Source organism: Metapseudomonas otitidis (genome assembly GCF_011397855.1).
Taxonomy (GTDB): Bacteria; Pseudomonadota; Gammaproteobacteria; order Pseudomonadales; family Pseudomonadaceae; genus Metapseudomonas; species Metapseudomonas otitidis.
Genome location: NZ_AP022642.1, coordinates 3,940,884 through 3,966,572, shown reverse-complemented (window position 1 = coordinate 3,966,572; position 25,689 = coordinate 3,940,884). Strand labels below are relative to the sequence as shown.

27 protein-coding genes are annotated in these 25,689 nt (G+C 64.9%); all 27 read left to right on the top strand.

All coding sequences use genetic code 11. From position 1 onward, the window contains the following. Positions 1 to 7 precede the first annotated feature (7 nt). The 27 genes from fliH (at position 8) to PotMrB4_RS18080 (ending at position 25,662) form a co-directional block, all read left to right on the top strand. The gene (fliH, locus tag PotMrB4_RS18210) at positions 8 to 817 is read left to right on the top strand and encodes a flagellar assembly protein FliH (protein ID WP_172434135.1); all 810 of its coding nucleotides are present in this window, start codon (positions 8 to 10) and stop codon (positions 815 to 817) included. Next, entirely contained in the window at positions 807 to 2,165 is a 1,359-nt protein-coding gene (fliI, locus tag PotMrB4_RS18205) for a flagellar protein export ATPase FliI (RefSeq protein ID WP_172434134.1), read from the top strand. The genes fliH and fliI overlap by 11 nt, the downstream gene beginning before the upstream one ends. A 6-nt stretch (positions 2,166 to 2,171) precedes the next feature. Beyond that, positions 2,172 to 2,621, top strand: coding sequence for a flagellar export protein FliJ (fliJ, locus tag PotMrB4_RS18200; RefSeq protein ID WP_044408141.1), 450 nt, complete (start codon positions 2,172 to 2,174; stop codon positions 2,619 to 2,621). A gap of 77 nt (positions 2,622 to 2,698) precedes the next feature. Further along, positions 2,699 to 3,004, top strand: coding sequence for an STAS domain-containing protein (locus PotMrB4_RS18195; RefSeq protein ID WP_044408138.1), 306 nt, complete (start codon positions 2,699 to 2,701; stop codon positions 3,002 to 3,004). A 58-nt stretch (positions 3,005 to 3,062) separates the two neighbouring features. Then, positions 3,063 to 4,706: a fused response regulator/phosphatase gene (locus PotMrB4_RS18190; protein ID WP_232060867.1), complete on the top strand. Its 1,644-nt coding sequence runs from the start codon at positions 3,063 to 3,065 to the stop codon at positions 4,704 to 4,706. A gap of 31 nt (positions 4,707 to 4,737) precedes the next feature. After that, positions 4,738 to 5,091, top strand: a complete 354-nt coding sequence (locus PotMrB4_RS18185; RefSeq protein ID WP_074968128.1) for an Hpt domain-containing protein — start codon at positions 4,738 to 4,740, stop codon at positions 5,089 to 5,091. A 65-nt stretch (positions 5,092 to 5,156) separates the two neighbouring features. Beyond that, positions 5,157 to 6,494 carry a flagellar hook-length control protein FliK gene (locus PotMrB4_RS18180; protein WP_172434132.1) on the top strand — a complete coding sequence of 446 codons (1,338 nt, stop codon included), beginning with the start codon at positions 5,157 to 5,159 and terminating at the stop codon, positions 6,492 to 6,494. 189 nt (positions 6,495 to 6,683) lie between these two features. Continuing rightward, a complete protein-coding gene (fliL, locus tag PotMrB4_RS18175) occupies positions 6,684 to 7,208 on the top strand; it encodes a flagellar basal body-associated protein FliL (RefSeq protein WP_172434131.1) in 525 nt (174 codons plus the stop codon). Between the two features lie 12 nt (positions 7,209 to 7,220). Next, complete coding sequence (gene fliM / locus PotMrB4_RS18170) at positions 7,221 to 8,192, top strand: flagellar motor switch protein FliM (protein WP_044408128.1); 972 nt, start codon at positions 7,221 to 7,223, stop codon at positions 8,190 to 8,192. Between the two features lie 35 nt (positions 8,193 to 8,227). Next, a complete protein-coding gene (gene fliN, locus PotMrB4_RS18165) occupies positions 8,228 to 8,701 on the top strand; it encodes a flagellar motor switch protein FliN (protein WP_044408125.1) in 474 nt (157 codons plus the stop codon). 2 nt (positions 8,702 to 8,703) lie between these two features. Continuing rightward, complete coding sequence (gene fliO, locus PotMrB4_RS18160; protein WP_172434130.1) at positions 8,704 to 9,174, top strand: flagellar biosynthetic protein FliO; 471 nt, start codon at positions 8,704 to 8,706, stop codon at positions 9,172 to 9,174. Beyond that, positions 9,174 to 9,929, top strand: a complete 756-nt coding sequence (fliP, locus tag PotMrB4_RS18155; protein ID WP_172434129.1) for a flagellar type III secretion system pore protein FliP — start codon at positions 9,174 to 9,176, stop codon at positions 9,927 to 9,929. The genes fliO and fliP overlap by 1 nt, the downstream gene beginning before the upstream one ends. 2 nt (positions 9,930 to 9,931) lie before the next feature. After that, positions 9,932 to 10,201: a flagellar biosynthesis protein FliQ gene (gene fliQ / locus PotMrB4_RS18150; RefSeq protein ID WP_044408117.1), complete on the top strand. Its 270-nt coding sequence runs from the start codon at positions 9,932 to 9,934 to the stop codon at positions 10,199 to 10,201. A 1-nt stretch (position 10,202) separates the two neighbouring features. Then, positions 10,203 to 10,979, top strand: a complete 777-nt coding sequence (fliR, locus tag PotMrB4_RS18145; RefSeq protein WP_172434128.1) for a flagellar biosynthetic protein FliR — start codon at positions 10,203 to 10,205, stop codon at positions 10,977 to 10,979. 60 nt (positions 10,980 to 11,039) lie between these two features. Beyond that, entirely contained in the window at positions 11,040 to 12,176 is a 1,137-nt protein-coding gene (gene flhB / locus PotMrB4_RS18140) for a flagellar biosynthesis protein FlhB (RefSeq protein WP_172434127.1), read from the top strand. A gap of 153 nt (positions 12,177 to 12,329) precedes the next feature. Beyond that, on the top strand, positions 12,330 to 14,453 hold the full coding sequence (gene flhA, locus PotMrB4_RS18135) for a flagellar biosynthesis protein FlhA (RefSeq protein ID WP_044408893.1): 2,124 nt from the start codon (positions 12,330 to 12,332) through the stop codon (positions 14,451 to 14,453). 15 nt (positions 14,454 to 14,468) lie between these two features. Beyond that, positions 14,469 to 15,815: a flagellar biosynthesis protein FlhF gene (gene flhF, locus PotMrB4_RS18130; RefSeq protein WP_172434126.1), complete on the top strand. Its 1,347-nt coding sequence runs from the start codon at positions 14,469 to 14,471 to the stop codon at positions 15,813 to 15,815. Between the two features lie 75 nt (positions 15,816 to 15,890). Then, positions 15,891 to 16,724 (top strand): flagellar synthesis regulator FleN, encoded by an 834-nt coding sequence (fleN, locus tag PotMrB4_RS18125; protein ID WP_069560381.1) that lies wholly within the window; start codon positions 15,891 to 15,893, stop codon positions 16,722 to 16,724. Further along, entirely contained in the window at positions 16,721 to 17,467 is a 747-nt protein-coding gene (fliA, locus tag PotMrB4_RS18120; protein WP_044408109.1) for an RNA polymerase sigma factor FliA, read from the top strand. Before fleN ends, fliA begins: the two co-directional genes overlap by 4 nt. 82 nt (positions 17,468 to 17,549) lie before the next feature. Continuing rightward, positions 17,550 to 17,924 (top strand): chemotaxis response regulator CheY, encoded by a 375-nt coding sequence (locus PotMrB4_RS18115; RefSeq protein ID WP_003083073.1) that lies wholly within the window; start codon positions 17,550 to 17,552, stop codon positions 17,922 to 17,924. Between the two features lie 19 nt (positions 17,925 to 17,943). Further along, positions 17,944 to 18,729, top strand: coding sequence for a protein phosphatase CheZ (locus PotMrB4_RS18110; RefSeq protein WP_044408080.1), 786 nt, complete (start codon positions 17,944 to 17,946; stop codon positions 18,727 to 18,729). A gap of 12 nt (positions 18,730 to 18,741) precedes the next feature. Next, on the top strand, positions 18,742 to 21,060 hold the full coding sequence (locus tag PotMrB4_RS18105) for a chemotaxis protein CheA (protein ID WP_172434125.1): 2,319 nt from the start codon (positions 18,742 to 18,744) through the stop codon (positions 21,058 to 21,060). A 42-nt stretch (positions 21,061 to 21,102) separates the two neighbouring features. Beyond that, positions 21,103 to 22,215 (top strand): protein-glutamate methylesterase/protein-glutamine glutaminase, encoded by a 1,113-nt coding sequence (locus tag PotMrB4_RS18100; RefSeq protein WP_044408075.1) that lies wholly within the window; start codon positions 21,103 to 21,105, stop codon positions 22,213 to 22,215. Positions 22,216 to 22,232: 17 nt separating this feature from the next. Then, the gene (locus tag PotMrB4_RS18095; protein ID WP_044408072.1) at positions 22,233 to 22,973 is read left to right on the top strand and encodes a flagellar motor protein; all 741 of its coding nucleotides are present in this window, start codon (positions 22,233 to 22,235) and stop codon (positions 22,971 to 22,973) included. A 12-nt stretch (positions 22,974 to 22,985) separates the two neighbouring features. Next, entirely contained in the window at positions 22,986 to 23,870 is an 885-nt protein-coding gene (gene motD, locus PotMrB4_RS18090) for a flagellar motor protein MotD (RefSeq protein WP_044408069.1), read from the top strand. A 40-nt stretch (positions 23,871 to 23,910) separates the two neighbouring features. Next, entirely contained in the window at positions 23,911 to 24,699 is a 789-nt protein-coding gene (locus PotMrB4_RS18085; protein WP_172434124.1) for a ParA family protein, read from the top strand. Between the two features lie 90 nt (positions 24,700 to 24,789). Continuing rightward, positions 24,790 to 25,662 (top strand): CheW domain-containing protein, encoded by an 873-nt coding sequence (locus PotMrB4_RS18080; protein WP_172434123.1) that lies wholly within the window; start codon positions 24,790 to 24,792, stop codon positions 25,660 to 25,662. Positions 25,663 to 25,689 lie beyond the last annotated feature (27 nt).

The following is a 25,689-nucleotide window of genomic DNA, read 5'->3' as shown; positions in this document are numbered from 1 at the left end:
GCATTCCATGGCCAACAAGGATGCGCAGAGCGAGTTGATCCGCGCCAAGGACATCAATGCCTTCGACCGCTGGTCGCTGCCCAGCTTCGACCCGGAAGTGCCGGCACCGGCGGTCGAGCCGGAACCGGTGCCGAGCGAGGAGCCTGCTGCGCCCGTCGACGAGGCGCAGCCGGAGCCGGGGCTGGAGACGATCGAAGAGGTCCCGCCGGAAGACGTCAAGCCGCTGACGCTGGAAGAGCTGGAGGCCATCCGACAGGACGCCTACAACGAAGGCTTCGCCACCGGTGAGAAGGACGGCTTCCACGCCGGCCAGCTCAAGGCCAAGCAGGAGGCGGAGGTCGTGCTCAATGCCCGCCTCGACGCGCTGGAGCAATTGATGGGGCAACTGATGGACCCCATCGCCGAGCAGGACCAGCAGCTGGAAGAGGCCGTCATCCACCTGGTGGGGCACATGGCCCGGCAGGTGGTGCAGCGTGAGCTGTCCACCGACTCCTCCCAGCTGCGCCACATCCTGCGGGAAGCCCTCAAGTTGCTGCCCATGGGCGCGAGCAATGTGCGCATCCACGTCAACCCGCAGGACTTCGAACTGGTGAAGGCCCTGCGCGAGCGCCATGAGGAATCCTGGCGCATCCTCGAAGACGATGGTCTGCTGCCCGGCGGTTGCCGGATCGAGACCGAGCACAGCCGCATCGATGCCAGCGTGGAAACCCGCCTGGCCCAGGCCCTCAAGCAGCTCTTCGACCAGCAGCGGGACCAGAAGGTGCACCCGCCGGCTGCCGACCTGTCCATCGACCTCGAGGGTGGCCATGCGTCTTGATCGGGTCAGCTTTGCCCGCCGCCTGGCCGGGTATGCCGACGCGGTCGGCCTGCCCAGCCAGCCCGTGGTGGAGGGGCGCCTGCTGCGCATGGTCGGCCTGACCCTGGAGGCCGAGGGCCTGCGTGCGGCCATCGGCAGCCGCTGCCTGGTGATCAACGACGACAGCTACCACCCCGTGCAGGTCGAGGCGGAAGTCATGGGCTTCGCCAGCGGCAAGCTGTACCTGATGCCCGTGGGCAGCCTGGCCGGCATCGCGCCCGGTGCGCGGGTCGTGCCCCTGCCGGATACCGGCCGCCTGCCCATGGGCATGTCCATGCTCGGTCGAGTGCTGGATGGCGCCGGCCGTGCGCTGGACGGCAAGGGCGGGATGAAGGCCGAGGACTGGGTGGCGATGGACGGCCCGGTGATCAACCCGCTGAACCGCGACCCCATTTCCGTTCCCCTGGATGTCGGTATCCGCTCCATCAACGGGCTGCTCACCGTTGGTCGCGGCCAGCGCCTGGGCCTGTTCGCCGGCACCGGCGTCGGCAAGTCGGTGCTGCTGGGCATGATGACCCGCTTCACCGAGGCGGAGATCATCGTGGTCGGCCTGATCGGCGAACGGGGTCGCGAGGTGAAGGAATTCATCGAGCACATCCTCGGCGAGGAGGGGCTCAAGCGCTCGGTGGTGGTGGCATCACCCGCCGACGATGCGCCGCTGATGCGTCTTCGCGCGGCCATGTATTGCACCCGCATCGCCGAATACTTCCGCGACAAGGGCAAGAATGTCCTGCTGCTGATGGATTCCCTGACCCGCTTCGCCCAGGCCCAGCGGGAGATCGCCCTGGCCATCGGCGAGCCGCCGGCGACCAAGGGCTATCCGCCGTCGGTCTTCGCCAAGCTGCCCAAGCTGGTGGAGCGCGCCGGCAATGGCGAGAAGGGCGGCGGTTCCATCACCGCCTTCTACACCGTGCTCTCCGAGGGCGACGACCAGCAGGACCCCATCGCCGACTCGGCGCGGGGCGTGCTCGACGGGCATTTCGTGCTCTCACGCCGGCTGGCGGAGGAGGGTCACTACCCGGCCATCGACATCGAGGCGTCCATCAGCCGGGTCATGCCCCAGGTGGTCAGCCCCGAGCACCTGAAGATGGCCCAGCGCTTCAAGCAGCTGTGGTCGCGCTACCAGCAGAGCCGCGATCTCATCAGCGTCGGCGCCTACGTCGCCGGTGGCGACCCGGACACCGACCTGGCCATCGCCCGCCAGCCCGCCATGGCGGCCTTCCTCCAGCAGGGCCTGGACGAGAGCGAGCCGCTGGCCAGCAGCGTCATGCGCCTGGGGGGCGTACTGGCCAACGGCAACGCGGGTTGATGAACGATGGCCAATGACCGGGCGGCGCGCCTTGCGCCGGTGGTGGAGATGGCCCAGAAGGCCGAGCGCGAAGCCGCGCGGCTGATGGGCCAGTGCCAGGCCCAGCTGGCCCAGGCCGAGGGCAAGCTTGGCGACCTCGAGCGCTACCGGGGCGACTACCAGCAGCAGTGGATCACCCAGGGCAGCCAGGGCGTCAGCGGCCAATGGCTGACCAACTACCAGCGCTTCCTTTCGCAATTGGAGGCGGCGGTGAGCCAGCAGAACCAGAGCGTGGCCTGGCACCGGGAGAACCTGAACCGTGCGCGGGACACCTGGCAGCAACGCTACGCGCGGCTGGAGGGCCTGAAAAAGCTGGTGCAGCGCTACCGTGACGAGGCCCGGCTGGCGGAGGACAAGCGTGAGCAACGCCTGCTGGATGAGCTCTCCCAGCGTCTGAATCGTCCCGGACAGGAGTAAGACGCAGGTTGCCGAGGTCCCTGGCGGGTGCTAAATCTTCTCAGCACGCGCCTTTTCATCTGACCAAGGAGTCTTGCATGGCCATCACCTCGCTGCCTTCGAGCGACGGGCAAGAGTTGACCATCGTCATTCAGGGACGTTTCGATTTCGGGGCCCACCAGGAATTTCGCGACGCCTACGAGCGCGTCAACATTTCCCCCAAGCGCTATGTCGTTGACCTGAAGGGCACCACCTACCTCGACAGCTCTGCCCTCGGCATGCTCCTGCTGCTGCGTGACCACGCGGGGGGCGACAGCGCCCAGATCCGCCTGGCCAACTGCAACCCGGACGTCCGCAAGATCCTCGCCATCTCCAACTTCGAGCAGCTGTTCCAGATTGCCTGAGGTGCCCGTGCCCGGCCGTCTGTCGATCCTCATCGCCGAGGACAACGCGGCCGACCGCATGCTGCTGTCCACCATCGTCAGCCGCCAGGGGCACCGCGCCCTGACTGCCGGCAACGGCGTGGAAGCGGTGGCGCTGTTCCAGCAGGAGCGGCCGAACCTGGTGCTGATGGATGCGCTGATGCCGGAGATGGACGGCTTCGAAGCCGCACGGCGCATCAAGGAAATGGCAGGGGAGGAACTGGTCCCGATCATCTTCCTCACCTCCCTGACCGAGAACGAAGCCCTCGTGCGCTGCCTGGAGGCCGGCGGCGACGACTTCCTCGCCAAGCCCTACAACCGAGTCATCCTCGAAGCCAAGATCAACGCCATGGACCGCCTGCGCCGCCTGCAGGAGACGGTGCTGCACCAGCGCGACCTGATCGCACGGCACCATGAGCACCTGCTCACCGAGCAGCGGGTGGCCAAGGCGGTGTTCGACAAGGTGGCCCACTCCGGCTGCCTCAAGGCCTCCAACATCCGCTATTTGCAGTCGCCCTATGCGCTGTTCAACGGTGACCTGTTGCTGGCCGCCTTCAAACCCTCCGGCGGCATGCATGTGCTGCTGGGGGACTTCACCGGCCATGGCCTGCCGGCAGCCATCGGGGCGATGCCCCTGGCCGAGGTGTTCTATGGCATGACGGCCAAGGGCTATGCCATGTCCGACATCCTCCGGGAGATGAACGCCAAGCTGAAGCGCATCCTGCCGGTGGGCGTGTTCTGTTGCGCGACGCTGCTCAACCTCAATTTCCAGCAGCGGCTGCTGGAGGTGTGGAATGGCGGCCTGCCGGAGGGTTACCTGCGTCGCGGCGCCGATGGCAGCGTGGTGCCGCTGGTGTCCCGGCACCTGCCGCTGGGAGTCCTGGACCCGGCGGTATTCGATGCCACCTACGAGGTCTACCCGGTGGAGCTGGGGGATCGCATCTTCCTCTGGTCCGATGGGGTGCTGGAAACGCGCAACGAAGCCGGAGAGTTGTACGGCGACGAGCGGCTGAAGGAGGTGTTCGCCCGCTGTGGGCGTTCAGAGCACCTGTTCGATGCCATCCAGCAATCCCTCACGGCGTTCCGTGGCGAAGCCCAGGACGACGTCAGCATGATCGAAGTGGGCGTGGTGGATGGCCTGGAGCAATGGCCGCAACTGGACTTCACCGACAGTGGCCAGCTCAGCCCCCTGGACTGGTCGGCCAGCTTCGAGTTCCGCGCCCAGACGCTCAAGCGCTTCAACCCGTTGCCGTTCCTGTTGCAGTTGCTGTTGGAGGTGCAGGGGCTGAGGGAGCAGGGCGGTGCGCTCTACACCGTGCTGGCGGAGCTGTATTCCAATGCCCTGGAGCACGGCGTGCTGGGGTTGGACTCCGCCCTCAAGCGAGATGCCAAGGGGTTCGCCGAGTACTACCGCGAGCGCAGCGCCCGCCTGGAGCGGCTGGAGGAGGGGCATGTGCGCATCCATCTCGCGCTGATGCCTGAGGGGGAGGGAGGGCGCCTGCGTATCCAGGTGGAGGACAGCGGCAAGGGATTCGACGCACGGCAACTGCCTGCCGTCCAGGACGGCAAGGTGCTGCTCAGCGGGCGCGGCCTGAATCTCGTCAGGCAGCTTGCCGCACGCTGCGACTTGCCGGAGGATGGCAAGGGCATTCGCGTGGAGTTCGTCTGGCCGCGCCCATCCTGATGTTCATTGTGTTCTGCCGGGGGTAACCGGGTTGTCCGATCTGCATATCGATACCACTGTGCTCGCTGCCTTGCAGGAGGTGATGGAGGACGAGTATCCCGTCCTGCTGGACACCTTCCTGGTGGACTCCGAGGAGCGCCTGCGCCTGTTGCACCAGGCCTGCGACCAGGGCGATGCCCAGGGGCTGCGCCTGGCTGCCCACAGCTTCAAGGGCAGCTGCAGCAACATGGGAGCGCCTCTGCTGTCGTCGCTGTGCAAGCAACTGGAAGAAGCCGGGCGTCGTGAGCAACTCGACGAGGCGCCCTCGCTGGTGGAGCAGATCGAGCGTGAATTCGCCATCGTGCGCATCCTCATGCGCTCCGAGCGGCAGCGTTATCGCCTCTGACGGCGGACTTGGCCCGTCACTTGCAATCTCCCTGGCACGAATCCAACCCCCAGCGGAGAGTGCCCATGCCCGTTGCCCCCGATATGCTTCTGCAGGCCAAGCCTGAGGTGAAGCCGAACTTTCAGGCGGCAAAGTCCCAGGTGCGGACGCCCGAGCCCAGCAACAGCGGGGCTCCCAGCTTCGCCCAGATGTATGCGAAGGAACGGCAAGCCAAGCCTGCAGAACGAAGTGAACCCGCGCCCAAGCAGGCCCGGGACAAGCCTGCCGACAACCGCAAGAGTGACGAGCCGGCCGACAAACCGGCTGCCGCGCCGGCAGACAAGCCGACCACCGTTGCCGATAGCGGCAACGCCTTGCCGTCGGATGCAGCCGCCACCACCACCAGCGACGATTCGACGGATACCACGTCCAGCGACGGCAGTTCGACGCTCGATCCGCTGCTGCTGATGGCCATGAACGGCCAGACGCCGCCGGTGCCCACCGAGCCGCAGGTACAGCCGGCGGAGGTGCAGCCCGAGGTGCCGGCGCTGGTGGTCACCACGCCACTGGCCACGACGCCCCAGACCCAGGCAACCCAGCCCACGGCAGAGGAAACCGACCCGCTCCAGGGTGTCGTCGGTCTGCCCCAGACACTGCAGGCCAGCACTGAGGGCGACCCGGTCCAGACGGCCACCACTACCACGGTGAACAGCCAGAATTCCGCCAGCGGCAGTCATAACTTCGCCAGCGCCATGGCAGCCTTCTCCGAGAAGAACGCCGACGTGAGCGAGACGCCGCCCGAGGTCGAGTTGCCGGCCGGCGAGTTCTCCGAACAACTGGCCCAGGGGCTGGGCGAGAACAAGGCGGAGATCCGCAGCGAGGTGCTGGACAGCCGCCTGAATGCCCTCAACCAGGCCGTGACCCAGCAATCGGCCATGGCCCAGCGTGCCCCGGCCGTGGTGCCCGGCCAGCCGGTGGCCATCAACCAGAACGGCTGGAGCGAGGCGGTGGTGGACCGGGTGATGTGGTTGTCCAGCCAGAACCTGAAGTCTGCCGAGATCCAGCTTGACCCGCAGGAACTGGGGCGGCTGGAGGTGCGCATCCACATGAACCAGGACCAGACCCAGGTCACCTTCGCCAGCCCCAACGCCGGCGTGCGGGACGCGCTGGAGGGGCAGATGCACCGCCTGCGCGATATGTTCAACCAGCAGGGCATGACCCAGCTCGACGTCAACGTCTCCGACCAGTCCCTGGCGCGCAGCTGGCAAGGCCAGCAGGGCGGCGACGGTGAGCGTCGTGGCGGCGGCAATGGCAATGGCGGCTTGCTGGGCGGTTCCGGCGATGACGAGACGCTGGCAGGCGTCAGTGAGCTGCGACCTGCTGCGGCCGGCGTCGCCCGGGGGCTGGTGGACTACTACGCCTGATCCGTCGAGCCGACGCCGTCCTGTTCTAGACTTAGAGCGCCCGGTACGAGAACGTACCGGGCGCTTTTTCTTGGATGACAGGCGCGGGCGACACTGGTATACCCAGCGCGATTGTTGAGAGCCTGGCATAGCACTTGCTCACAACCCATTGAATGCGGACGGAAAGCCGCTCAGCGACGGAATATTGGCATGGCGAAGAAAGAAGCAGCGGCCGGGGAAGAGAAGCCGGCGGGCAAGAGCAAGCTCAAACTGATCATCCTGATCGTGGTGGCGCTGTTGCTGGCGATCGGGCTTTCCGTCGGGGCCACCTGGTTCTTCCTCAGCAAGGGCGGGGACAAGAAGGACGAGGACAAGAAGGAGGAGGCAGCCGCCGAGCACGCCGCTCCGGTCAAGCAGCCGGCCATCTACGAGCCGTTGGCTCCTGCCTTTGTGGTCAACTTCAACCAGAACGGGCGGCAGCGCTACATGCAGGTCAGCGTGGCGCTGATGGCCCGTGACAAGGGCGAGATGGATGCCCTGAAAGTCCACATGCCGGTGCTGCGCAACAAGCTCGTCATGCTGTTCTCTGGCCAGAACTTCGACAATCTCGTGACTGCCGTGGGCAAGGAAATGCTTCGCCAGCAGGCCACGGCGACCGTCCAGGAACTGGCCAAGCAGGAAACCGGCAAGGTCGTGATCGAGCAGGTCCTGTTCACCAACTTCGTATTGCAGTAGGCGGGTTCAACCATGGCCGTACAAGACCTCCTTTCCCAGGACGAGATCGATGCCCTGCTGCACGGCGTCGACGATGGCCTCGTTGAGACCGAAAGCGACGTCGAGCCTGGCAGTGTCAAAAGCTATGACCTGACCAGCCAGGACCGCATCGTCCGTGGGCGCATGCCCACCCTCGAGATGATCAACGAGCGCTTCGCCCGCTACACCCGCATCAGCATGTTCAACCTGTTGCGCCGCTCCGCGGACGTCGCGGTGGGCGGTGTGCAGGTGATGAAGTTCGGCGAGTACGTGCATTCCCTCTACGTCCCCACCAGCCTCAACCTGGTGAAGATGAAGCCGCTACGCGGCACCGGGCTGTTCATCCTCGACGCCAAGCTGGTGTTCAAGCTGGTGGACAACTTCTTCGGGGGCGATGGCCGCCACGCCAAGATCGAAGGCCGCGAATTCACCCCCACCGAGCTGCGGGTGGTGCGCATGGTCCTCGACCAGGCCTTCATCGACCTGAAGGAGGCCTGGCACGCGGTGATGGACGTGCACTTCGAGTACATCAACTCGGAGGTGAACCCGGCACTCGCCAACATTGTCAGCCCCAGTGAAGTGGTGGTGGTTTCCACCTTCCACATCGAGCTGGACGGCGGTGGCGGCGACCTGCACATCACCATGCCCTATTCGATGATTGAGCCGATCCGCGAGATGCTCGATGCCGGCTTCCAGTCCGATGTCGACGACCAGGACGAGCGCTGGATCAAGGCCCTGCGTGAGGACATCCTCGACGTCAGCGTGCCGGTGGGCGCCACCGTGGTGCGCCGCCAGCTGCGCCTGCGGGACATCCTGCACATGCAGCCCGGGGACGTGATCCCGGTGGACATGCCCGAGTACATGATCATGCGCGCCAACGGCGTGCCGGCCTTCAAGGTCAAGCTGGGGGCCCACAAGGGCAACCTGTCGCTGCAGATACTGGATCCCATCGACCGTCCCCGCTGACGGTCGCTCTCATTACGTAAGCCGACGAGGTCGAGATGGCAGACGAAGAAAACACCACGCCCGAGGAACAGGCGCTCGCCGACGAGTGGGCTGCCGCGCTGGCGGAGGCCGGCGAGAGCCCCGGCCAGGACGATATCGACGCGCTGATGAACCAGGGCGCTGCCCCCGAGGCCCCTGCCGCCAACCCCCGTGCGCCCATGGAAGAGTTCGGCAGCGTGCCGCGCTCCAACGCGCCGGTGAGCCTGGATGGCCCGAACCTGGATGTGATCCTCGACATTCCCGTGTCCATCTCCATGGAAGTGGGCAATACCGACATCACCATCCGCAACCTGTTGCAGCTGAACCAGGGCTCGGTGATCGAGCTGGACCGCCTGGCCGGCGAGCCGCTGGACGTGCTGGTCAACGGCACCCTGATCGCCCACGGGGAAGTGGTGGTGGTGAACGAGAAGTTCGGTATCCGCCTGACCGACGTGATCAGCCCCAGCGAACGCATCAAGAAGCTGCGCTGACCATGAGTCGCCTCCTGTTCGCCCTCATCTTCGCCCCGCTGGCGGCCATGGCCGCCGAGCCGGCAGCGGTCGCCTCGGCGCCTGCTGCGGCGAGCGCCACGGCTGCGTCTGCGGCTGCGGTGACTGGCGGCAGCGGTGTGGCCGCCCAGCTCGGTCAGCTCACCCTGGGCTTGCTGCTGGTGGTGGGGGTGATCTTCCTGCTCGCCTGGCTGCTGCGCCGGGTGCAGCAGATGGGGCCGCGTGGCAGTGACCGGGCGATCCGCCTGATCGCCAGCCAGGCCCTCAGCCCGCGGGACCGGCTGGTGCTGGTCCAGGTGGGTAACGAGCAGGTCCTGCTCGGGCTCACGCCAGGCCGGATCACCCCGCTGCACGTGCTCAAGGAGCCGGTGCACCTGCCCGATTCGCAACCCGCCCAACCCGAATTCGCCCAGCGCCTGATGGAGTTGCTGGGCAAGGACAAGGACAAGCACTGATGGCCTTCTGGCGCATCCTGATCGCCCTGCTGCTGGCGGTGGCGGCCCCCCTGGCGCTGGGCGCCGACGACCCGTTGTCGGTCTCCGCCATCACCCTGACCACCGACGCGCAGGGTCAGCAGGAATATTCGGTCAGCCTGCAGATTCTGCTGATCATGACGGCGCTGAGCTTCATCCCGGCGTTCGTCATGCTGATGACCAGCTTCACCCGGATCATCATCGTCTTCTCCATCCTCCGCCAGGCGCTGGGCCTGCAGCAGACCCCGTCGAACCAGATCCTCACCGGGATGGCGCTGTTCCTGACGATGTTCATCATGGGGCCGGTGTTCGACCAGGTGAACCGCGATGCCCTGCAGCCCTACCTGAACGGGCAGTTGCCGGCCCAGGAGGCGATCAAGCGGGCCGAGGTGCCGGTCAAGAACTTCATGCTGGCGCAAACCCGCTCCAGTGACCTGGAGCTGTTCGTGCGGTTGTCCAAGCGCACCGACATTCCCAGTGCCGATGCCACGCCGTTGACCATCCTGGTGCCGGCCTTCGTCACGTCCGAGCTGAAGACCGCCTTTCAGATCGGCTTCATGATTTTCATCCCGTTCCTGATCATCGACCTGGTGGTGGCGAGCGTACTGATGGCGATGGGCATGATGATGCTCTCGCCGCTGATCATTTCGTTGCCGTTCAAGATCATGCTGTTCGTGCTGGTGGATGGCTGGGCGCTGATCATCGGCACCCTGGCCGGAAGCTTCGGAGGCGTCTAGCGATGACACCCGAGATTGCCGTCGACCTGTTCCGCGAGGCGCTGTGGCTGACCTGCGTCATCGTCGGGATCCTGGTGGTGCCGAGCCTGGTGGTGGGCCTGATCGTGGCGATGTTCCAGGCTGCGACCCAGATCAACGAGCAGACCCTGAGCTTCCTACCGCGCCTGCTGGTGATGCTGATGACGCTGATGGTGGCCGGCCCCTGGCTGACCCGCCAGCTGATGGAGTACATCACCACGCTCTACCACAACATTCCCATGCTGATCGGCTGAGATGCTGGAGCTGACCTCCTCGCAGATCGGCGGCTGGATCGCCAGCCTGGTGCTGCCGTTGTTCCGCATCGCTTCCTTGCTGATGACCATGCCGCTGTTCGGGACCCAGCTGGTGCCGAATCGCGTGCGGCTCTACCTCGCTCTCGCCATCACCGTGGTGCTGGCGCCCAATCTGCCACCGATGCCCGAGGTGGATGCCGTGAGCCTGCGGGCCTTCCTGCTGGTGCTGGAGCAGGTGCTGATCGGCGCGGTGATGGGGTTTGCCCTGCAGCTGTTCTTCCACGCCTTCGTGGTGGCCGGCCAGATCCTGGCGGTGCAGATGGGCCTGGGCTTCGCGTCCATGGTGGACCCCACCAACGGCGTGTCGGTGCCGGTGATCGGCCAGTTCTTCACCATGCTGGTGACGCTGCTGTTCCTGGCCATGAACGGCCACCTGGTGGTGTTCGAGGTGCTGGCCGAGAGTTTCGTGACCCTGCCGGTGGGCGGGGGGCTGATGGCCGCTCACTTCTGGGAACTGGCCACTCGCCTGGGCTGGGTGCTGGGGGCCGGCCTTTTGCTGGCGTTACCAGCGATCACGGCGTTGCTGGTGGTGAACATCGCCTTTGGCGTGATGACCCGCGCTGCGCCGCAGCTGAACATCTTCTCCATCGGTTTCCCGCTCACCGTGGCCATGGGCCTGGTGATCATCTGGATCGGCATGGCCGACATCCTCTCCCAGTACCAGATACTGGCCACCGACGCGCTGCAACTGCTGCGCGAGCTGGTGAGGGCGCGCTGATGGTCCTTCAACCCCTTACCCGTCCCGGTCGGTCAACCGGGCCTGCTGCCGAGGTGCGCCATGGCGGAGAGTGAGAGCGGGGCGGACAAGAGCGAAGAACCCACAGCGAAACGCCAGCAGGAGGCACGCGAGAAGGGGCAGATCGCTCGATCCCGGGAGCTGAACACCCTGGCCATCACCCTGGGTGGGGCAGGCGGGCTGCTGGCCACTGGTGGGGGGCTGGCGGACATGATGATGAAGATGATGCGCAGCAGCTTCGACTTCTCCCGCGAGGTGTTGCTGGACGAGCGCAGCATGGGTCTGTTCCTCCTGCATGCCGGGCAGATGGCGCTCTCAGCGACGATGCCGCTGATGGTGACCCTGCTGATCATCTCCCTTGCGGCGCCTACGGCGCTTGGGGGCTGGCTGTTCTCCCCTGAGGCGATGGCACCCAAGTTCAGCCGGATGAATCCGCTGTCCGGTCTAAAACGCATGTTTTCCACCCATGCGCTGGTGGAGTTGCTCAAGGCTCTGGGCAAGTTCGCGCTGGTGCTGATAGTGGCGCTCATGGTGCTCTCTGCCGATGCCGATGATCTGCTGGCTATCGCCCATGAGCCGCTGGACCAGGCCATCCTGCACAGCGTTTACGTGGTGGGCTGGAGTGCGGTCTGGCTGGCCTGCGGGTTGATCCTCATCGCCGGGATCGACGTGCCTTTCCAGCTCTGGGACAACAAACAGAAGCTGATGATGACCAAGCAGGAGGTCCGCGACGAATACAAGGACTCCGAGGGCAAGCCCGAGGTCAAGGCGCGCATCCGCCGTATGCAGCGGGAGATGGCCGAGCGCCGCATGATGGCCGCCGTGCCCCAGGCCGACGTGGTCATCACCAACCCCACCCACTTCGCCGTGGCGCTCAAGTACGACCCGGCCAAGGGCACTGCCCCGGTGCTGCTGGCCAAGGGCAACGACTTCACCGCGCTGAAGATTCGCGAGATCGCCCAGGAGCACAAGGTCACCGTGCTGGAGTCGCCGGCACTGGCTCGGGCGGTGTTCTATTCCACCGAGCTGGACCACGAGATTCCGGCCGGCCTCTACCTGGCGGTGGCCCAGGTGCTGGCGTACGTCTATCAGCTCAAGCAGTTCCGTGCCGGCAAGGCCAAGCGACCGCCGCCGCTTTCCGAGCCACCCATCCCCGCTGATCTGCGGCGCGACGAGTAGGGTGCGGGCCCGTCCGGGTCGACATAACGCGCTGTTCTGCCAGGGTTTCACGAAGTTGGAAGGGTTCTTGCACCAGAGGCTTGTGCGCGGTTTCGCGCGTCAAGATTTTGAATGGTTGGGCAGGCTTGCCCGCCAGTGCTCGAGGACCTCGATGTGGATCGCACGCAACTGATGGGCAACCTGCGCGGCAACTTCGCCAGCCTCTCCCGGGGCAACCTGGGGGTGCCGCTGCTGGTGCTGGTGATGCTGGGGATGATGACCCTGCCGGTGCCGCCCTTCCTGCTGGACGTGTTCTTCACGTTCAACATCGCGCTGTCCATCGTCGTCCTGCTGGTCAGCGTCTATGCGCTGCGCCCGCTGGATTTCGCGGTATTCCCCACCATCCTGCTGGTCTCCACCTTGCTGCGCCTGGCGCTGAACGTGGCCTCCAGCCGCGTGGTACTGCTGCACGGCCAGGATGGGCATGACGCGGCGGGTAAGGTGATCCAGGCCTTCGGCGAGGTGGTGATCGGCGGCAACTACGTAGTCGGTGCGGTGATCTTCGCGATCTTGATGATCATCAACTTCGTGGTGGTCACCAAGGGTGCCGGGCGTATTTCCGAAGTGAGCGCGCGTTTCACCCTGGACGCGATGCCCGGCAAGCAGATGGCCATCGACGCCGACCTCAACGCCGGTCTGATCGACCAGAACGAGGCCAAGAAGCGCCGTGCCGAGGTGTCCCAGGAGGCGGATTTCTACGGTTCCATGGACGGTGCCAGCAAGTTCGTGCGCGGTGACGCCATCGCCGGCCTGTTGATCCTGTTCATCAACCTCATTGGTGGCATGGCCATCGGTATCGTCCAGCACGGCCTGACCTTCGGCGATGCCGGGCGCATCTACTCCCTGCTGACCATCGGTGACGGCCTGGTGGCACAGATTCCCTCGCTGCTGCTGTCGACCGCTGCCGCGATCATGGTGACCCGCGTGTCCAGCTCCGAGGACATGGGCCAGCAGGTCAACCGGCAGATGTTCACCTCGCCCAAGGCGCTGGCCGTTTCCGCTGCCATCCTGGTCGCCATGGGCCTGGTGCCGGGCATGCCGCATGTCTCCTTCATCGGCCTGGGCGCGATTTCCGCCGGCGGCGCCTGGTGGATCTGGCACAAGTCGAAGAAGGCCCAGGAAGCGGCCGCCCAGGAAGTCCAGCGCCAGCAGGAACTGCTGCCGGCCCAGCGTCCCCAGGAAACCAAGGAGCTGGGCTGGGACGACGTCACCCCGGTGGACATGGTGGGCCTGGAGGTTGGCTACCGGCTGATCCCGCTGGTGGATCGCAACCAGGGCGGCCAGTTGCTGGCGCGGATCAAGGGCGTGCGCAAGAAGCTCTCCCAGGAGATGGGCTTCCTCATGCCGTCCGTGCACATCCGCGACAACCTCGACCTGCTGCCCAACGCCTATCGGCTGACGCTGATGGGGGTGAGCGTGGCGGAGGCGGAGGTGTATCCGGATCGCGAGTTGGCGATCAACCCTGGCCAGGTGTTCGGCACCCTCAACGGCATCGCCGCCAAGGATCCGGCGTTTGGTCTGGAAGCCGTCTGGATCGACGCCAGTCAGCGCGACCAGGCACAGTCCCTGGGCTACACGGTGGTGGATGCGAGCACGGTGGTGGCCACCCACCTCAACCAGATCCTGCACAAGCATGCCCACGAGTTGTTGGGACACGAGGAGGTGCAGCAACTGATGCAGTTGCTGGCCAAGAGCTCGCCGAAGCTGGCCGAGGAGCTGGTGCCGGGGCTGGTGTCGCTGTCGACGCTGCTCAAGGTGCTGCAGAACCTGCTGCAGGAACAGGTGCCGGTACGCGATATCCGCACCATTGCCGAAGCCATCGCGAACGTGGCGCCGAAGAGTCAAGATCCCGCCGCGATGGTGGCGGCGGTTCGCGTCGCACTTTCCCGCGCAATCGTCCAAGGCATTGTGGGACTAGAGCCGGAGCTGCCTGTGATTACCCTGGAGCCCAGGTTGGAACAGATTTTGCTGAACAGTATGCAGAAGGCCGGTCAGGGCGCGGAGGACGGCATCCTCCTCGAACCGGGCATGGCCGAGAAGCTGCAACGTTCCCTGGTGGACGCGGCGCAGCGCCAGGAGATGCTCGGCAAGCCGGCGATCCTCCTGGTGGCAGGCCCGATCCGATCCATGATGTCGCGCTTCGCCCGGTTGGCTGTACCCACCATGAACGTACTGGCCTACCAGGAAATACCGGACAACAAGCAGGTCACCATAGTTGCGACTGTGGGGCAGAACTAACCGAGGTCACAGGCCATGCAGGTCAAACGTTTCTTCGCTGCGGATATGCGCCAGGCCATGAAACTGGTGCGGGACGAACTGGGCGCCGATGCTTCCATCATCGGCACCCGGCGCGTGGCCGGTGGTGTCGAGATCACGGCGGCACTCGACTACCCCATGCCTGCTCCGGCCCCCAGCAAGCCGAACCCGGCCTTGGAAGCGGAGCTGCGCCGCACCCAGGCGCGCATCGCCGAGGCCCATGCCGAGCTGTCCAATCGCGCCGCTCGCGCGGATGCCGGACGCAATCGCCAGCTGGTTCCGGATCGTTCCGAGCCTTCGCCGGAGGCCCTCGAGGCCGCCATGCGCCCGACCCGTCCCGCCGTGGCGCCGGCAGCCGTCGCGGCCGTTCCGGTCACCCCGGCTGCTGCGCCGATGGTCGACCAGCGCGCGCTGGATGCCATGCGTTTCGAGCTCAATGGGCTGCGCGAGCTGATCGAAGTCCAGCTTGGTTCCATCGCCTGGAGCCAGATGCAGAATCGTCGCCCGCAGCAGGCCAATCTGTGGCGTCGCCTGCAGCGGATGGGGCTGCCGGTGGAGCTGTCCCGTGTGCTACTGGAGCGCGTGAGCAGCGTCAAGGATCCGCGCCAGGCCTGGCGCATGGTGCTGGCCCACCTGGCCCACGCCATCCGTACCCCTGCCGAGGAGCCTCTGGAAGAGGGGGGCGTGATCGCCCTGGTCGGTCCCGCCGGCATGGGCAAGACCACCACCCTGGCCAAGCTGGCCGCCCGCTACGTGCTTAAGTACGGCGCCCAGCAGATCGCCCTGGTGAGCATGGACAGCTACCGGATCGGTGCCCAGGAACAGCTGAAGACCCTGGGCCGCATCCTCGGTGTGTCTGTCACTCACGTCGATCCGGGCCAGTCGCTGACCCAGGCTCTCGCCCCCCTCGCACGCAAGCGTGTGGTGCTGATTGATACGGCGGGGCTGCCGGCGAACGATCCGGCGCTTAAAATGCAGCTCGAGACACTGGCCAGTCGCAGCGTGAAAGCGCGCAATTTCCTCGTTTTGGCTGCAACCAGTCAAAGCCAGGTGCTGAAAGCGGCCTACCATAGTTACAAGCGGTGTGGCCTTTCGGGCTGCATCCTGACCAAGCTCGATGAAGCCGCGAGCCTGGGCGAAGTGTTGGGACTGGCTATCGGCCAGCATCTGCCGGTAGCCTATCTCGCTGATGGGCCTCGGATTCCGGATGATCTCCAGGTTCCGCGCAGTCACCAACTGGTGAGCCGTGCGGTGAGCCTTCAGGCACCGGAGGACCCCAGCGAGGAAGCCATGGCCGACCTGTTCGCAGGTCTGTACCAGGCGCCCACTCGCCAGGTTGGATAGAAACCCAGAGCCGCCCGGGATGGGTGGCGTGAATGCGCCAAGTGGCCCAGTCGACGTGAACAAGGTGTGTGATAAATGGGTAGTTTGCATCCCGTACAGGTGATTGCTGTAACCGGTGGCAAGGGCGGTGTCGGCAAGACCAACGTATCCGTGAACCTCTCGCTGGCGCTGGCCGACCTGGGGCGCCGCGTGATGCTGCTGGACGCCGACCTCGGCCTGGCCAACGTCGACGTGCTGCTCGGGCTGACGCCCAAGCGGACCCTGGCGGACGTGATCGCAGGCGAGTGCGACCTGCGTGACGTGCTGCTGCAAGGGCCGGGCGGCGTCCGCATCGTGCCAGCCGCTTCCGGCACGCAGAGCATGGTCCAGCTCTCGCCGATGCAGCATGCCGGCCTGATCCAGGCGTTCAGCGAGATCAGCGACAACCTGGACGTGCTGGTGATCGACACCGCCGCCGGCATCGGCGATGCGGTGGTCAGCTTCGTCCGTGCTGCGCAGGAAGTGATCGTGGTCGTCTGCGACGAGCCTACGTCCATTACCGACGCCTATGCGCTGATCAAGCTGCTCAACCGCGACTTCGGCATGAGCCGTTTCCGGGTCCTGGCCAATATGGCCCACAGCCCGCAGGAAGGTCGCAACCTCTTTGCTAAGCTGACCAAGGTGACCGATCGCTTCCTCGATGTGGCCTTGCAGTACGTCGGCGCCGTCCCCTACGACGAGTCCGTGCGCAAGGCGGTGCAGAAGCAGCGAGCGGTCTACGAAGCGTTCCCGCGTTCGAAATGTGCCCTGGCGTTCAAGGCGATTGCTCAGAAGGTCGACAGCTGGCCGTTACCGGCCAACCCCCGCGGCCACCTTGAGTTCTTCGTCGAGCGACTGGTGCAGCAACCCATCGCGGATTCGACCGTATGACACCACCCGCAAGTGGACTTCGCATGTACAACAAGGCTCAGGCCGGGGATTCCCAGCACCAGCTGATCGAGCGCTACGCGCCCCTGGTCAAGCGGATCGCCTACCACCTGCTGGCACGCTTGCCGGCGAACGTGCAGGTTGAAGACCTCATGCAGGCGGGGATGATCGGCCTGCTGGAAGCATCGAAGAAGTACGACTCCAGCAAGGGTGCGAGTTTCGAGACCTACGCCGGCATCCGCATCCGCGGGGCGATGCTCGACGAGGTCCGCAAGGGCGACTGGGCACCGCGCTCGGTCCACCGCAATACCCGGATGGTCAGCGACGCCATCCGCAAAGTCGAGGCAAGAACTGGACGTGACGCTAAAGATCAGGAGGTTGCGGCCGAACTTGGATTGAGTCTCGAAGATTACTACGGCATCCTGAGCGACACTTTGGGCAGCCGGCTGTTCAGCTTCGACGACCTTCTGGAAGGCGGGGAGCATGGCACGGCGCACGAAGATACCGGAGTCACCCATCTCGAACCTTCGAATGACCTGGAAGACGAGCGCTTCCAGGCGGCGCTGGCCGATGCCATCGCCAATCTGCCGGAACGAGAGCGCCTGGTGCTGGCGCTGTATTACGACGAAGAGCTGAATTTGAAGGAAATCGGTGAAGTGCTGGGAGTCAGTGAATCCCGAGTCAGCCAGTTGCACAGCCAGTGCGCCGCACGTCTGCGGGCCCGGCTGGGTGAGTGGCGTGCCTGAAGCACACCGGTTTTTCGATTGAACGACGCCCCCGTGACCCGGGGGCGTTCAGGACTGTACGGAGGTCGATTTGGACAAGAACATGAAAATCCTCATCGTGGACGATTTCTCTACGATGAGACGCATCATCAAGAACCTCCTGCGTGATTTGGGCTTCACCAACACCGCAGAGGCCGACGACGGCACAACCGCCTTGCCGATGCTGCACAGCGGCAATTTCGATTTCCTGGTCACCGACTGGAACATGCCCGGCATGACTGGCATCGACCTGCTGCGAGCCGTGCGCGCTGACGAGCGCCTGAAGCACCTGCCGGTGCTGATGGTGACTGCTGAAGCCAAGCGCGATCAGATCATCGAAGCCGCCCAGGCCGGCGTGAACGGGTACGTGGTCAAGCCGTTCACGGCCCAGGTGCTCAAAGAGAAGATTGAAAAGATCTTCGAGCGGGTCAACGGCTGATGCCAGTCGCGAGGACGCCATGGATAAAGATTCCCAGTCGGGAGACCTCGAGTCGACCCTGAAAAATCATGCACGCGAGCTGGTGGAAACCCTTGAAAAGGGCAACTTCGGCGATGCGGTGCAACTGATCCACGAACTGAACAAGGTTCGCGACCGCGGCCTCTATCAGGAAGTCGGCAAGCTCACCCGCGAGTTGCACAATGCGATCGTCAACTTCCAGATCGATCCGCATTTGCCCCACGCCAAGGAAATGTCCCAGATCGCCGATGCGACGGATCGTCTCTCCTACGTCGTGCACATGACGGAGAAGGCAGCCAACCGCACCATGGATCTGGTGGAGGAGAGCGCACCGCTGCTCAATGGCCTGGGCGATGAAGCCCAGAGCCTTTCCGAGGAGTGGGGGCGCTTCATGCGGCGCGAGATCGGCGCGGATGCGTTCCGGGAGTTGGCCAAGCGCATCGAATCGTTCCTGGCGCGCAGCCAGCGCGACACCGAGCAGCTATCCTCCCATATGAACGACATCCTGCTGGCACAGGACTATCAGGACCTGACCGGGCAAGTGATCAAACGCGTCACCCAGTTGGTGACCGAAGTTGAGCACAACCTGGTGAAACTGGTGCTGATGGCCAGTGATGTAGACCGTTTCGCAGGCATTCAACATGACCGCGAAGCGATGGTTGTCGAGAAAGAAAAACTAAAAGATCCATCTAGGGGTGAAGGTCCGCAGATCAATGCCGATAAGCGTGATGACGTCGTGGCCGATCAGGTCGACGTCGATGATCTGTTATCCAGCCTTGGTTTCTAGGGGAGCCGCCTAATGAGCTTCGACGCCGATGAAGAAATCCTCCAGGACTTCCTGGTAGAGGCCGGCGAAATACTGGAGCAATTGTCCGAGCAGCTCGTTGAGCTGGAGAGCCGTCCGGACGATATGGATCTGCTCAATGCCATTTTCCGGGGTTTCCACACGGTCAAGGGCGGAGCTGGTTTCCTCCAGCTAAACGCCCTTGTGGAATGCTGCCACATCGCCGAAAACGTGTTCGACATCCTCCGCAAGGGTGCGCGTCGAGTCGATGCCGAGCTGATGGACGTGGTGCTTCAGGCACTGGATACCGTCAACGAGATGTTCAGCCAGGTACGCGAGCGCTCCGAGCCGACGCCCGCCACGCCCGAGCTGCTGGCCGCATTGTCGCGCCTGGCAGAGCCTGCGGGTGCGTCCGAGCCTGAGCCTGTTGCTGAGGCTTTTGAACCTGAGCCCGAGCCCGAGCCGGAGGCCGAAGAGCCTGCCGCGCCGGCATCGGGCGACATCACCGACAGCGAGTTCGAGCAACTGCTGACGGCGCTGGACGAGCCTTCTGGTTCCGCTGCCGAACCCGCAGCCGGCAACGAAGCGGCCGCGTCGGATGAAATTACCGATGACGAGTTCGAAGCGCTGCTGGACCAGCTCCATGGCAAGGGCAAGTTCGTCGGCGATGCGGCGCCAGCTGCCAGTGCGCCCAAGGCGCCCGAGCCGGTTGCTGCCCCTTCTGCCTCGCCGGGCGGCGATGACATCACCGATGATGAGTTTGAAGCCCTGCTTGACCAGCTTCACGGCAAGGGCAAGTTCGTCGCCCCTGCTGTGGATGACACCGCACCGGCTGCTGTCGCGTCTGCGCCCGATACCGCAGCACCGGCTGCGCCGGGCGGCGACAACATCACCGATGACGAGTTCGAAGCCCTGCTGGACCAGCTCCATGGCAAGGGCAAGTTCGTCGCGGAGGCTCCTGCCTCGTCAGCCCCGGCCAAGCCGGCGGCACCTGCGAAGCCCGCTGCGGCACCCGCCAAGCCTGCGGCCACACCCGCCGCGAAAGCGACCGAGCCGGCGAAGCCTGCTGCCGCCAAGCCCGAACCTGCCAAGCCTGCGCCGGCAGCTGCCCGTCCGGCTGCGCCGACGGCTAACGGAGACAAGGCTGCTCCTGCGGCAGCCAGCGAAACGGAAACCACCGTACGGGTGGACACCGCTCGCCTGGACGAGATCATGAACATGGTGGGCGAGCTGGTACTGGTGCGTAACCGCCTGGTGCGTCTCGGTGCCAACAGCGGTGACGAGGCCATGGCCAAGGCCGTGTCGAACCTCGACGTGGTGACCGCCGACCTGCAGACCGCGGTGATGAAGACCCGCATGCAGCCCATCAAGAAGGTCTTCGGCCGCTTCCCGCGTCTCGTGCGCGACCTGGCCCGCAACCTGAAGAAAGAGATCAACCTCGAGCTGGTGGGGGAGGAGACCGACCTCGACAAGAACCTCGTCGAGGCGCTTGCCGACCCGCTGGTCCACCTGGTGCGCAACGCCGTGGACCACGGTATCGAGACGCCCGAGGAGCGCGAGGCCGCCGGCAAGGCACGTACCGGTCGCGTCGTGCTGTCCGCCGAGCAGGAGGGTGACCACATCCTTCTGATGATCACCGACGACGGCAAGGGCATGGACGCGAACATCCTCCGCGCCAAGGCCGTCGAGAAAGGGCTGCTTGACAAGGATGCCGCCGACCGCCTGACCGAGCTGGAGTGCTACAACCTGATCTTCGCCCCGGGCTTCTCGACCAAGACCGAGATCTCGGACGTATCCGGTCGTGGCGTCGGGATGGACGTGGTGAAGACCAAGATCTCCCAGCTCAACGGCACGGTGAACGTGTTCTCGCAGAAAGGGCAAGGTTCCAAGATCGTCATCAAGGTGCCGCTGACCCTGGCGATCATGCCGACGCTCATGGTGATGCTGGGCAACCAGGCCTTCGCCTTCCCGCTGGTCAACGTCAACGAGATCTTCCACCTCGACCTGTCCCGCACCAACGTCGTGGATGGCCAGGAAGTGGTGATCGTCCGCGACAAGGCCCTGCCGCTGTTCTACCTCAAGCGCTGGCTGGTTCGTGACGCCTCATACGAGGAGCAGGGTGAAGGGCACGTGGTGATCCTCTCCGTGGGTACCCAGCGCATCGGCTTCGTGGTGGATCAACTGGTCGGCCAGGAAGAAGTGGTGATCAAGCCGCTTGGCAAGATGCTGCAGGGGACGCCCGGCATGTCCGGTGCCACCATTACCGGCGATGGACGAATCGCCCTCATCCTCGACGTGCCGAGCATGCTCAAGCGCTACGCGCGCCGCGGTTGATCGTTTAGGCGGCCCGTTGGGGGCCGCCTGTTAGGAGTGTTTATGGCAGTCAAGGTTCTGGTGGTTGATGACTCCGGCTTCTTCCGTCGTCGCGTTTCGGAGATTCTGTCCGCCGACACCAATATCCAGGTGGTAGGGACCGCCACGAATGGCCGGGAGGCCATCGACCAGGCGCTGGCGCTCAAGCCCGACGTCATCACCATGGATTACGAAATGCCCATGATGGACGGCATCACCGCCGTGCGGCACATCATGCAGCGCTGCCCGACTCCGGTCCTGATGTTCTCCTCCCTGACTCACGAAGGCGCCCGGGTAACCCTCGATGCGCTGGATGCCGGTGCGGTCGACTTCCTGCCGAAGAACTTCGAGGACATCTCCCGCAATCCGGAGAAGGTCAAGCAACTGCTCTGCGAGAAGGTGCACAGCATCGCGCGGAGCAACCGTCGCTACAGCAGCTACACCCCGCCGCCTGCCGCGCCGACGCCCAGCAGTTCCGGCCCGTCGAGCCTGTCTCGCCCTGCGGCTGCACCTGCCCCAGCACCGGCTTCCTCATCCAGTGGTAGTTCCAGCAGCGGGCCTGCTCCCAAGCGCAAGTCCTACCGGCTGGTGGCCATCGGCACCTCGACGGGCGGCCCCGTTGCGCTTCAGCGTGTGCTGACCCAGTTGCCCGCCAATTTCCCGGCGCCGCTGGTACTGATCCAGCACATGCCGGCGGCGTTCACCAAGGCATTCGCCGAGCGCCTGGACAAGCTCTGCCGTATTTCCGTCAAGGAGGCCGAGGATGGCGACCAGCTCAGGCCTGGCCTCGCCCTGCTGGCACCGGGCGGCAAGCAGATGATGGTGGATCCGCGCGGGACCGTGCGCATCCTCCCCGGCGATGAGCGCCTCAACTACAAGCCCTGTGTCGACATCACCTTCGGCTCCGCTGCCAAGGCCTTCAATGACAAGGTCCTGGCCGTGGTGCTGACCGGTATGGGGGCCGACGGCCGCGAAGGCGCACGCCTGCTCAAGCAGAGCGGCAGCCAGGTGTGGGCACAGGATGAAGCCAGTTGCGTGATCTATGGCATGCCGATGGCGATTGTGAAGGCCAACCTGGCAGACGCGGTCTACGGCCTCGACGACATTGGCAGGCACATCGCCGAAGCATGCCTGTGATGGGAGTAGTGCGGTAAATGGATGCGTTGAGCATCGTAGGGATCATCCTTGCACTGGTCGCCATCGTTGGGGGCAACTACCTCGAAGGAGGGCACGCCGGTGCCCTTCTGAACGGCCCGGCAGCGCTGATCGTGATTGGCGGTACCGTGGGTGCCGCTTTGCTCCAGACACCCATGAGCGTGCTCAAGCGGGCTCTGGCGATCCTTCGCTGGATCATCTTCCCGCCCAGGATCGATCTCACCGGCGGCATCAACAGCGTGGTGGGCTGGAGCATGGCGGCGCGCAAGGAAGGGCTCCTGGGCCTGGAGCCCATCGCCGACGCCGAGCCGGACCCCTATGCCCGCAAGGGATTGCAGCTCCTGGTCGACGGTGCCGAGCCCGAGTCCATCCGCAGCATTCTCGAAGTGGACCTCTATACCCAGGAGGCCCGCGATCTGCAGGCCGCCAAGGTGTTCGAGAGCATGGGCGGCTACGCCCCCACCATCGGCATCATTGGTGCGGTGATGGGGCTGATCCACGTCATGGGCAACCTGGCCGACCCGAGTCAGCTGGGAGGTGGCATTGCGGTAGCGTTCGTCGCCACCATCTACGGCGTGAGTTTCGCCAACCTGCTCCTGTTGCCGGTGAGCAGCAAGCTGAAGGCTATCGCCATGCGCCAGTCGCGCTACCGGGAAATGCTGCTGGAGGGCATCCTCTCCATCGGCGAGGGTGAGAACCCCCGCTCCATCGAACTGAAGCTGCAAGGCTTCGTGGATTGATGGAGGCATGGCATGGCTCGCAGGCGTCAGCACGAAGAGCATGAGAATCACGAGCGCTGGCTCGTTTCATACGCCGATTTCATTACGCTGCTGTTCGCGTTCTTCGTGGTCATGTACTCCATCTCCTCGATCAACGAGGGCAAGTACAAGATCCTCTCGGACACCCTGACCGGCGTCTTCAACCAGCCGGATCGCTCGATCAAGCCGATCCCGATTGGTGAAGAGCGGCCTCGTACCACCGAGGCAGAGCAGACGTCTGCAGAGCAGGGCGGGCCTGGTGATGCCCAGGCCGATCCCTTGCAGAGCATCACCGAGAGCATGCAGGCAGCGTTTGGCGACCTGATTTCCAACGAGCAGATGACGGTTCGCGGCAACGAGCTCTGGGTGGAGATCGAGCTGAATTCCAGCCTGCTGTTCCCCAGTGGCGATGCCATCCCCACCAACGAGGCGTTCACCATCATCGAGAAGGTGGCGAAGATCCTCGCCCCCTACGAAAACCCCGTGCACGTCGAAGGCTTCACCGATAACCTGCCCATCAGTACCGCCGCCTATCCTTCCAACTGGGAGCTTTCTGCCTCCCGTGCATCCAGTATCGTGAGGATGCTTTCCATGGACGGGGTCAATCCGGCGCGCCTCGCGGCGGTCGGGTACGGCGAATTCCAGCCGGTGGCGGACAACTCGACGGCGGAAGGGCGCGCACGCAACCGCCGTGTGGTATTGGTGGTTTCGCGAAACCTCGACGTGCGGCGAGCGGTGAGTGGGGTAGGGGCGGGCAAAGCCAAGCCGGATGACGCGTTGCGGCGTGCTGGCACGCAAACTGCACCAGCGCCTGCACCGGGGCCCTCCGCAGCGGGGGCCGTCAATTCCCCGTCGCCCGCGCCAGCGGGTGGACAATGATCCTCGGCAAGGCTGTGGTTTCGCCGGGAGGACGAAGAGCATGAGAGTTTGGGCGGTAGCCAATCAGAAGGGTGGTGTCGGCAAGACCACCACCTCCATCGCACTGGCAGGCCTGCTGGCCGACGCCGGCAAGCGCGTCGTGGTCGTGGATCTCGATCCCCACGGTTCCATGACCAGCTATTTCGGCCATGACCCCGATACCCTGGAGCACAGCTGCTTCGACCTGTTCCTCCACCAGGGCGGCGTACCGGAAGGGCTGCCCCGGCAACTGCTGCTGCAGACCAGCCACGAGCGCATGTCGCTGCTACCTTCCAGCACCGCCCTGGCCACCCTCGAGCGCCAGTCGCCCGGGCAGAACGGGCTGGGCCTGGTGATCGCCAAGAGCCTGGCGCAGCTGTGGCAGGACTTCGACCACGCCATCATCGACAGCCCGCCGCTGCTCGGCGTGTTGATGGTCAATGCACTGGCTGCCAGCCAACAGTTGGTGATCCCCGTGCAGACCGAATTCCTGGCAGTGAAGGGCCTGGAACGCATGGTCAGCACCCTCAACATGGTCAATCGCTCGCGCAAGCAGGCGCTGCCCTACACCATCGTGCCGACTCTTTTCGACCGTCGGACCCAGGCGTCCCTGAATACCCTGCGTGTGCTGCGCAACACCTATCCGGAGCACCTCTGGCCGGCCTACATCCCGGTGGACACCCGCCTGCGGGATGCCAGCCGTGCCGGCGTGACCCCGTCGCAGTACGACGGCAACAGCCGTGGCGTGATCGCCTATCGCGCGCTGCTCAAGCACCTGCTGAGCCAGCAGCTCGCCGCGCAGGTCGCCTGATATGAGCGTCTATGCTGAGCTACAGGTGCTCTCAAGTCCGGCATGCTCTGTGCCGATAGACTGTCGAGCCCAACGTCGCAGGTCCCACCCATGAGCCGTACCCTCGCCACCACCCCCCGACCGCAACTGGCGTTGCAGTCCTACCTGGACTCCCTGCTGCAGGAAGCAGCCATCGAACTCGCCGACAGCGTAAGCCTGGAGGAATTCGAGGCTGCCGTGCTCGAGGAGCAGGTGCGCGATGCCCGGCTGAACCAGGCGCGCCCAGTCCTGGCCGCCGCGCCGGAGGCGGCTCCTCGCGTGGTGCGTGCCGCTCCCGTAGCGGTCCAGCTGGTGGAGGATCGCCCGGTGCGTCAGCTTGCGCCGGTCATCGCCGAGCCGATGCTGGTGCCGACAATCCCGGAGCCAGAGCCCGAGCTTGCGCTGGTGGAACCGGTTGCCGAACTGCAGGTTGCCAGCGTCGAGTCCCGCGAGCCTTTGCCACCCAGCTTCGAGGGGCGCCCTCAATGGGCGGAAGAGCCATTCGAATGCCTGCTGTTCGACGTTGCCGGGCTGACCCTGGCTGTGCCTCTGGTCTGCCTGGGCTCCATCTACCCACTTGCCGGCCAGGAACTCACGCCATTGTTCGGCCAGCCGGACTGGTTCCTCGGTATCCTGCCGTGCCAGGCAGGCAACCTGAAGGTGCTGGACACGGCTCGCTGGGTGATGCCGGACCGTTACCGCGATGATTTCCGCGAGGGGCTGCAGTACGTTATTTCCGTCCAGGGCTACGAATGGGGTCTCGCCGTGCACCAGGTGAGCCGCTCCATCCGCCTGGACCCGAACGAGATCAAGTGGCGCAGTCAGCGCAGCCAGCGACCCTGGCTGGCCGGCACGGTGATCGAGCACATGTGTGCGCTGCTGGACGTCGCCGCACTGGCCGAATTGATTGCCAGTGGCGCCGTCAAGAACATGTCGCTTAACTGAACAATGAAGAGGCAGGCTCCGCACGCC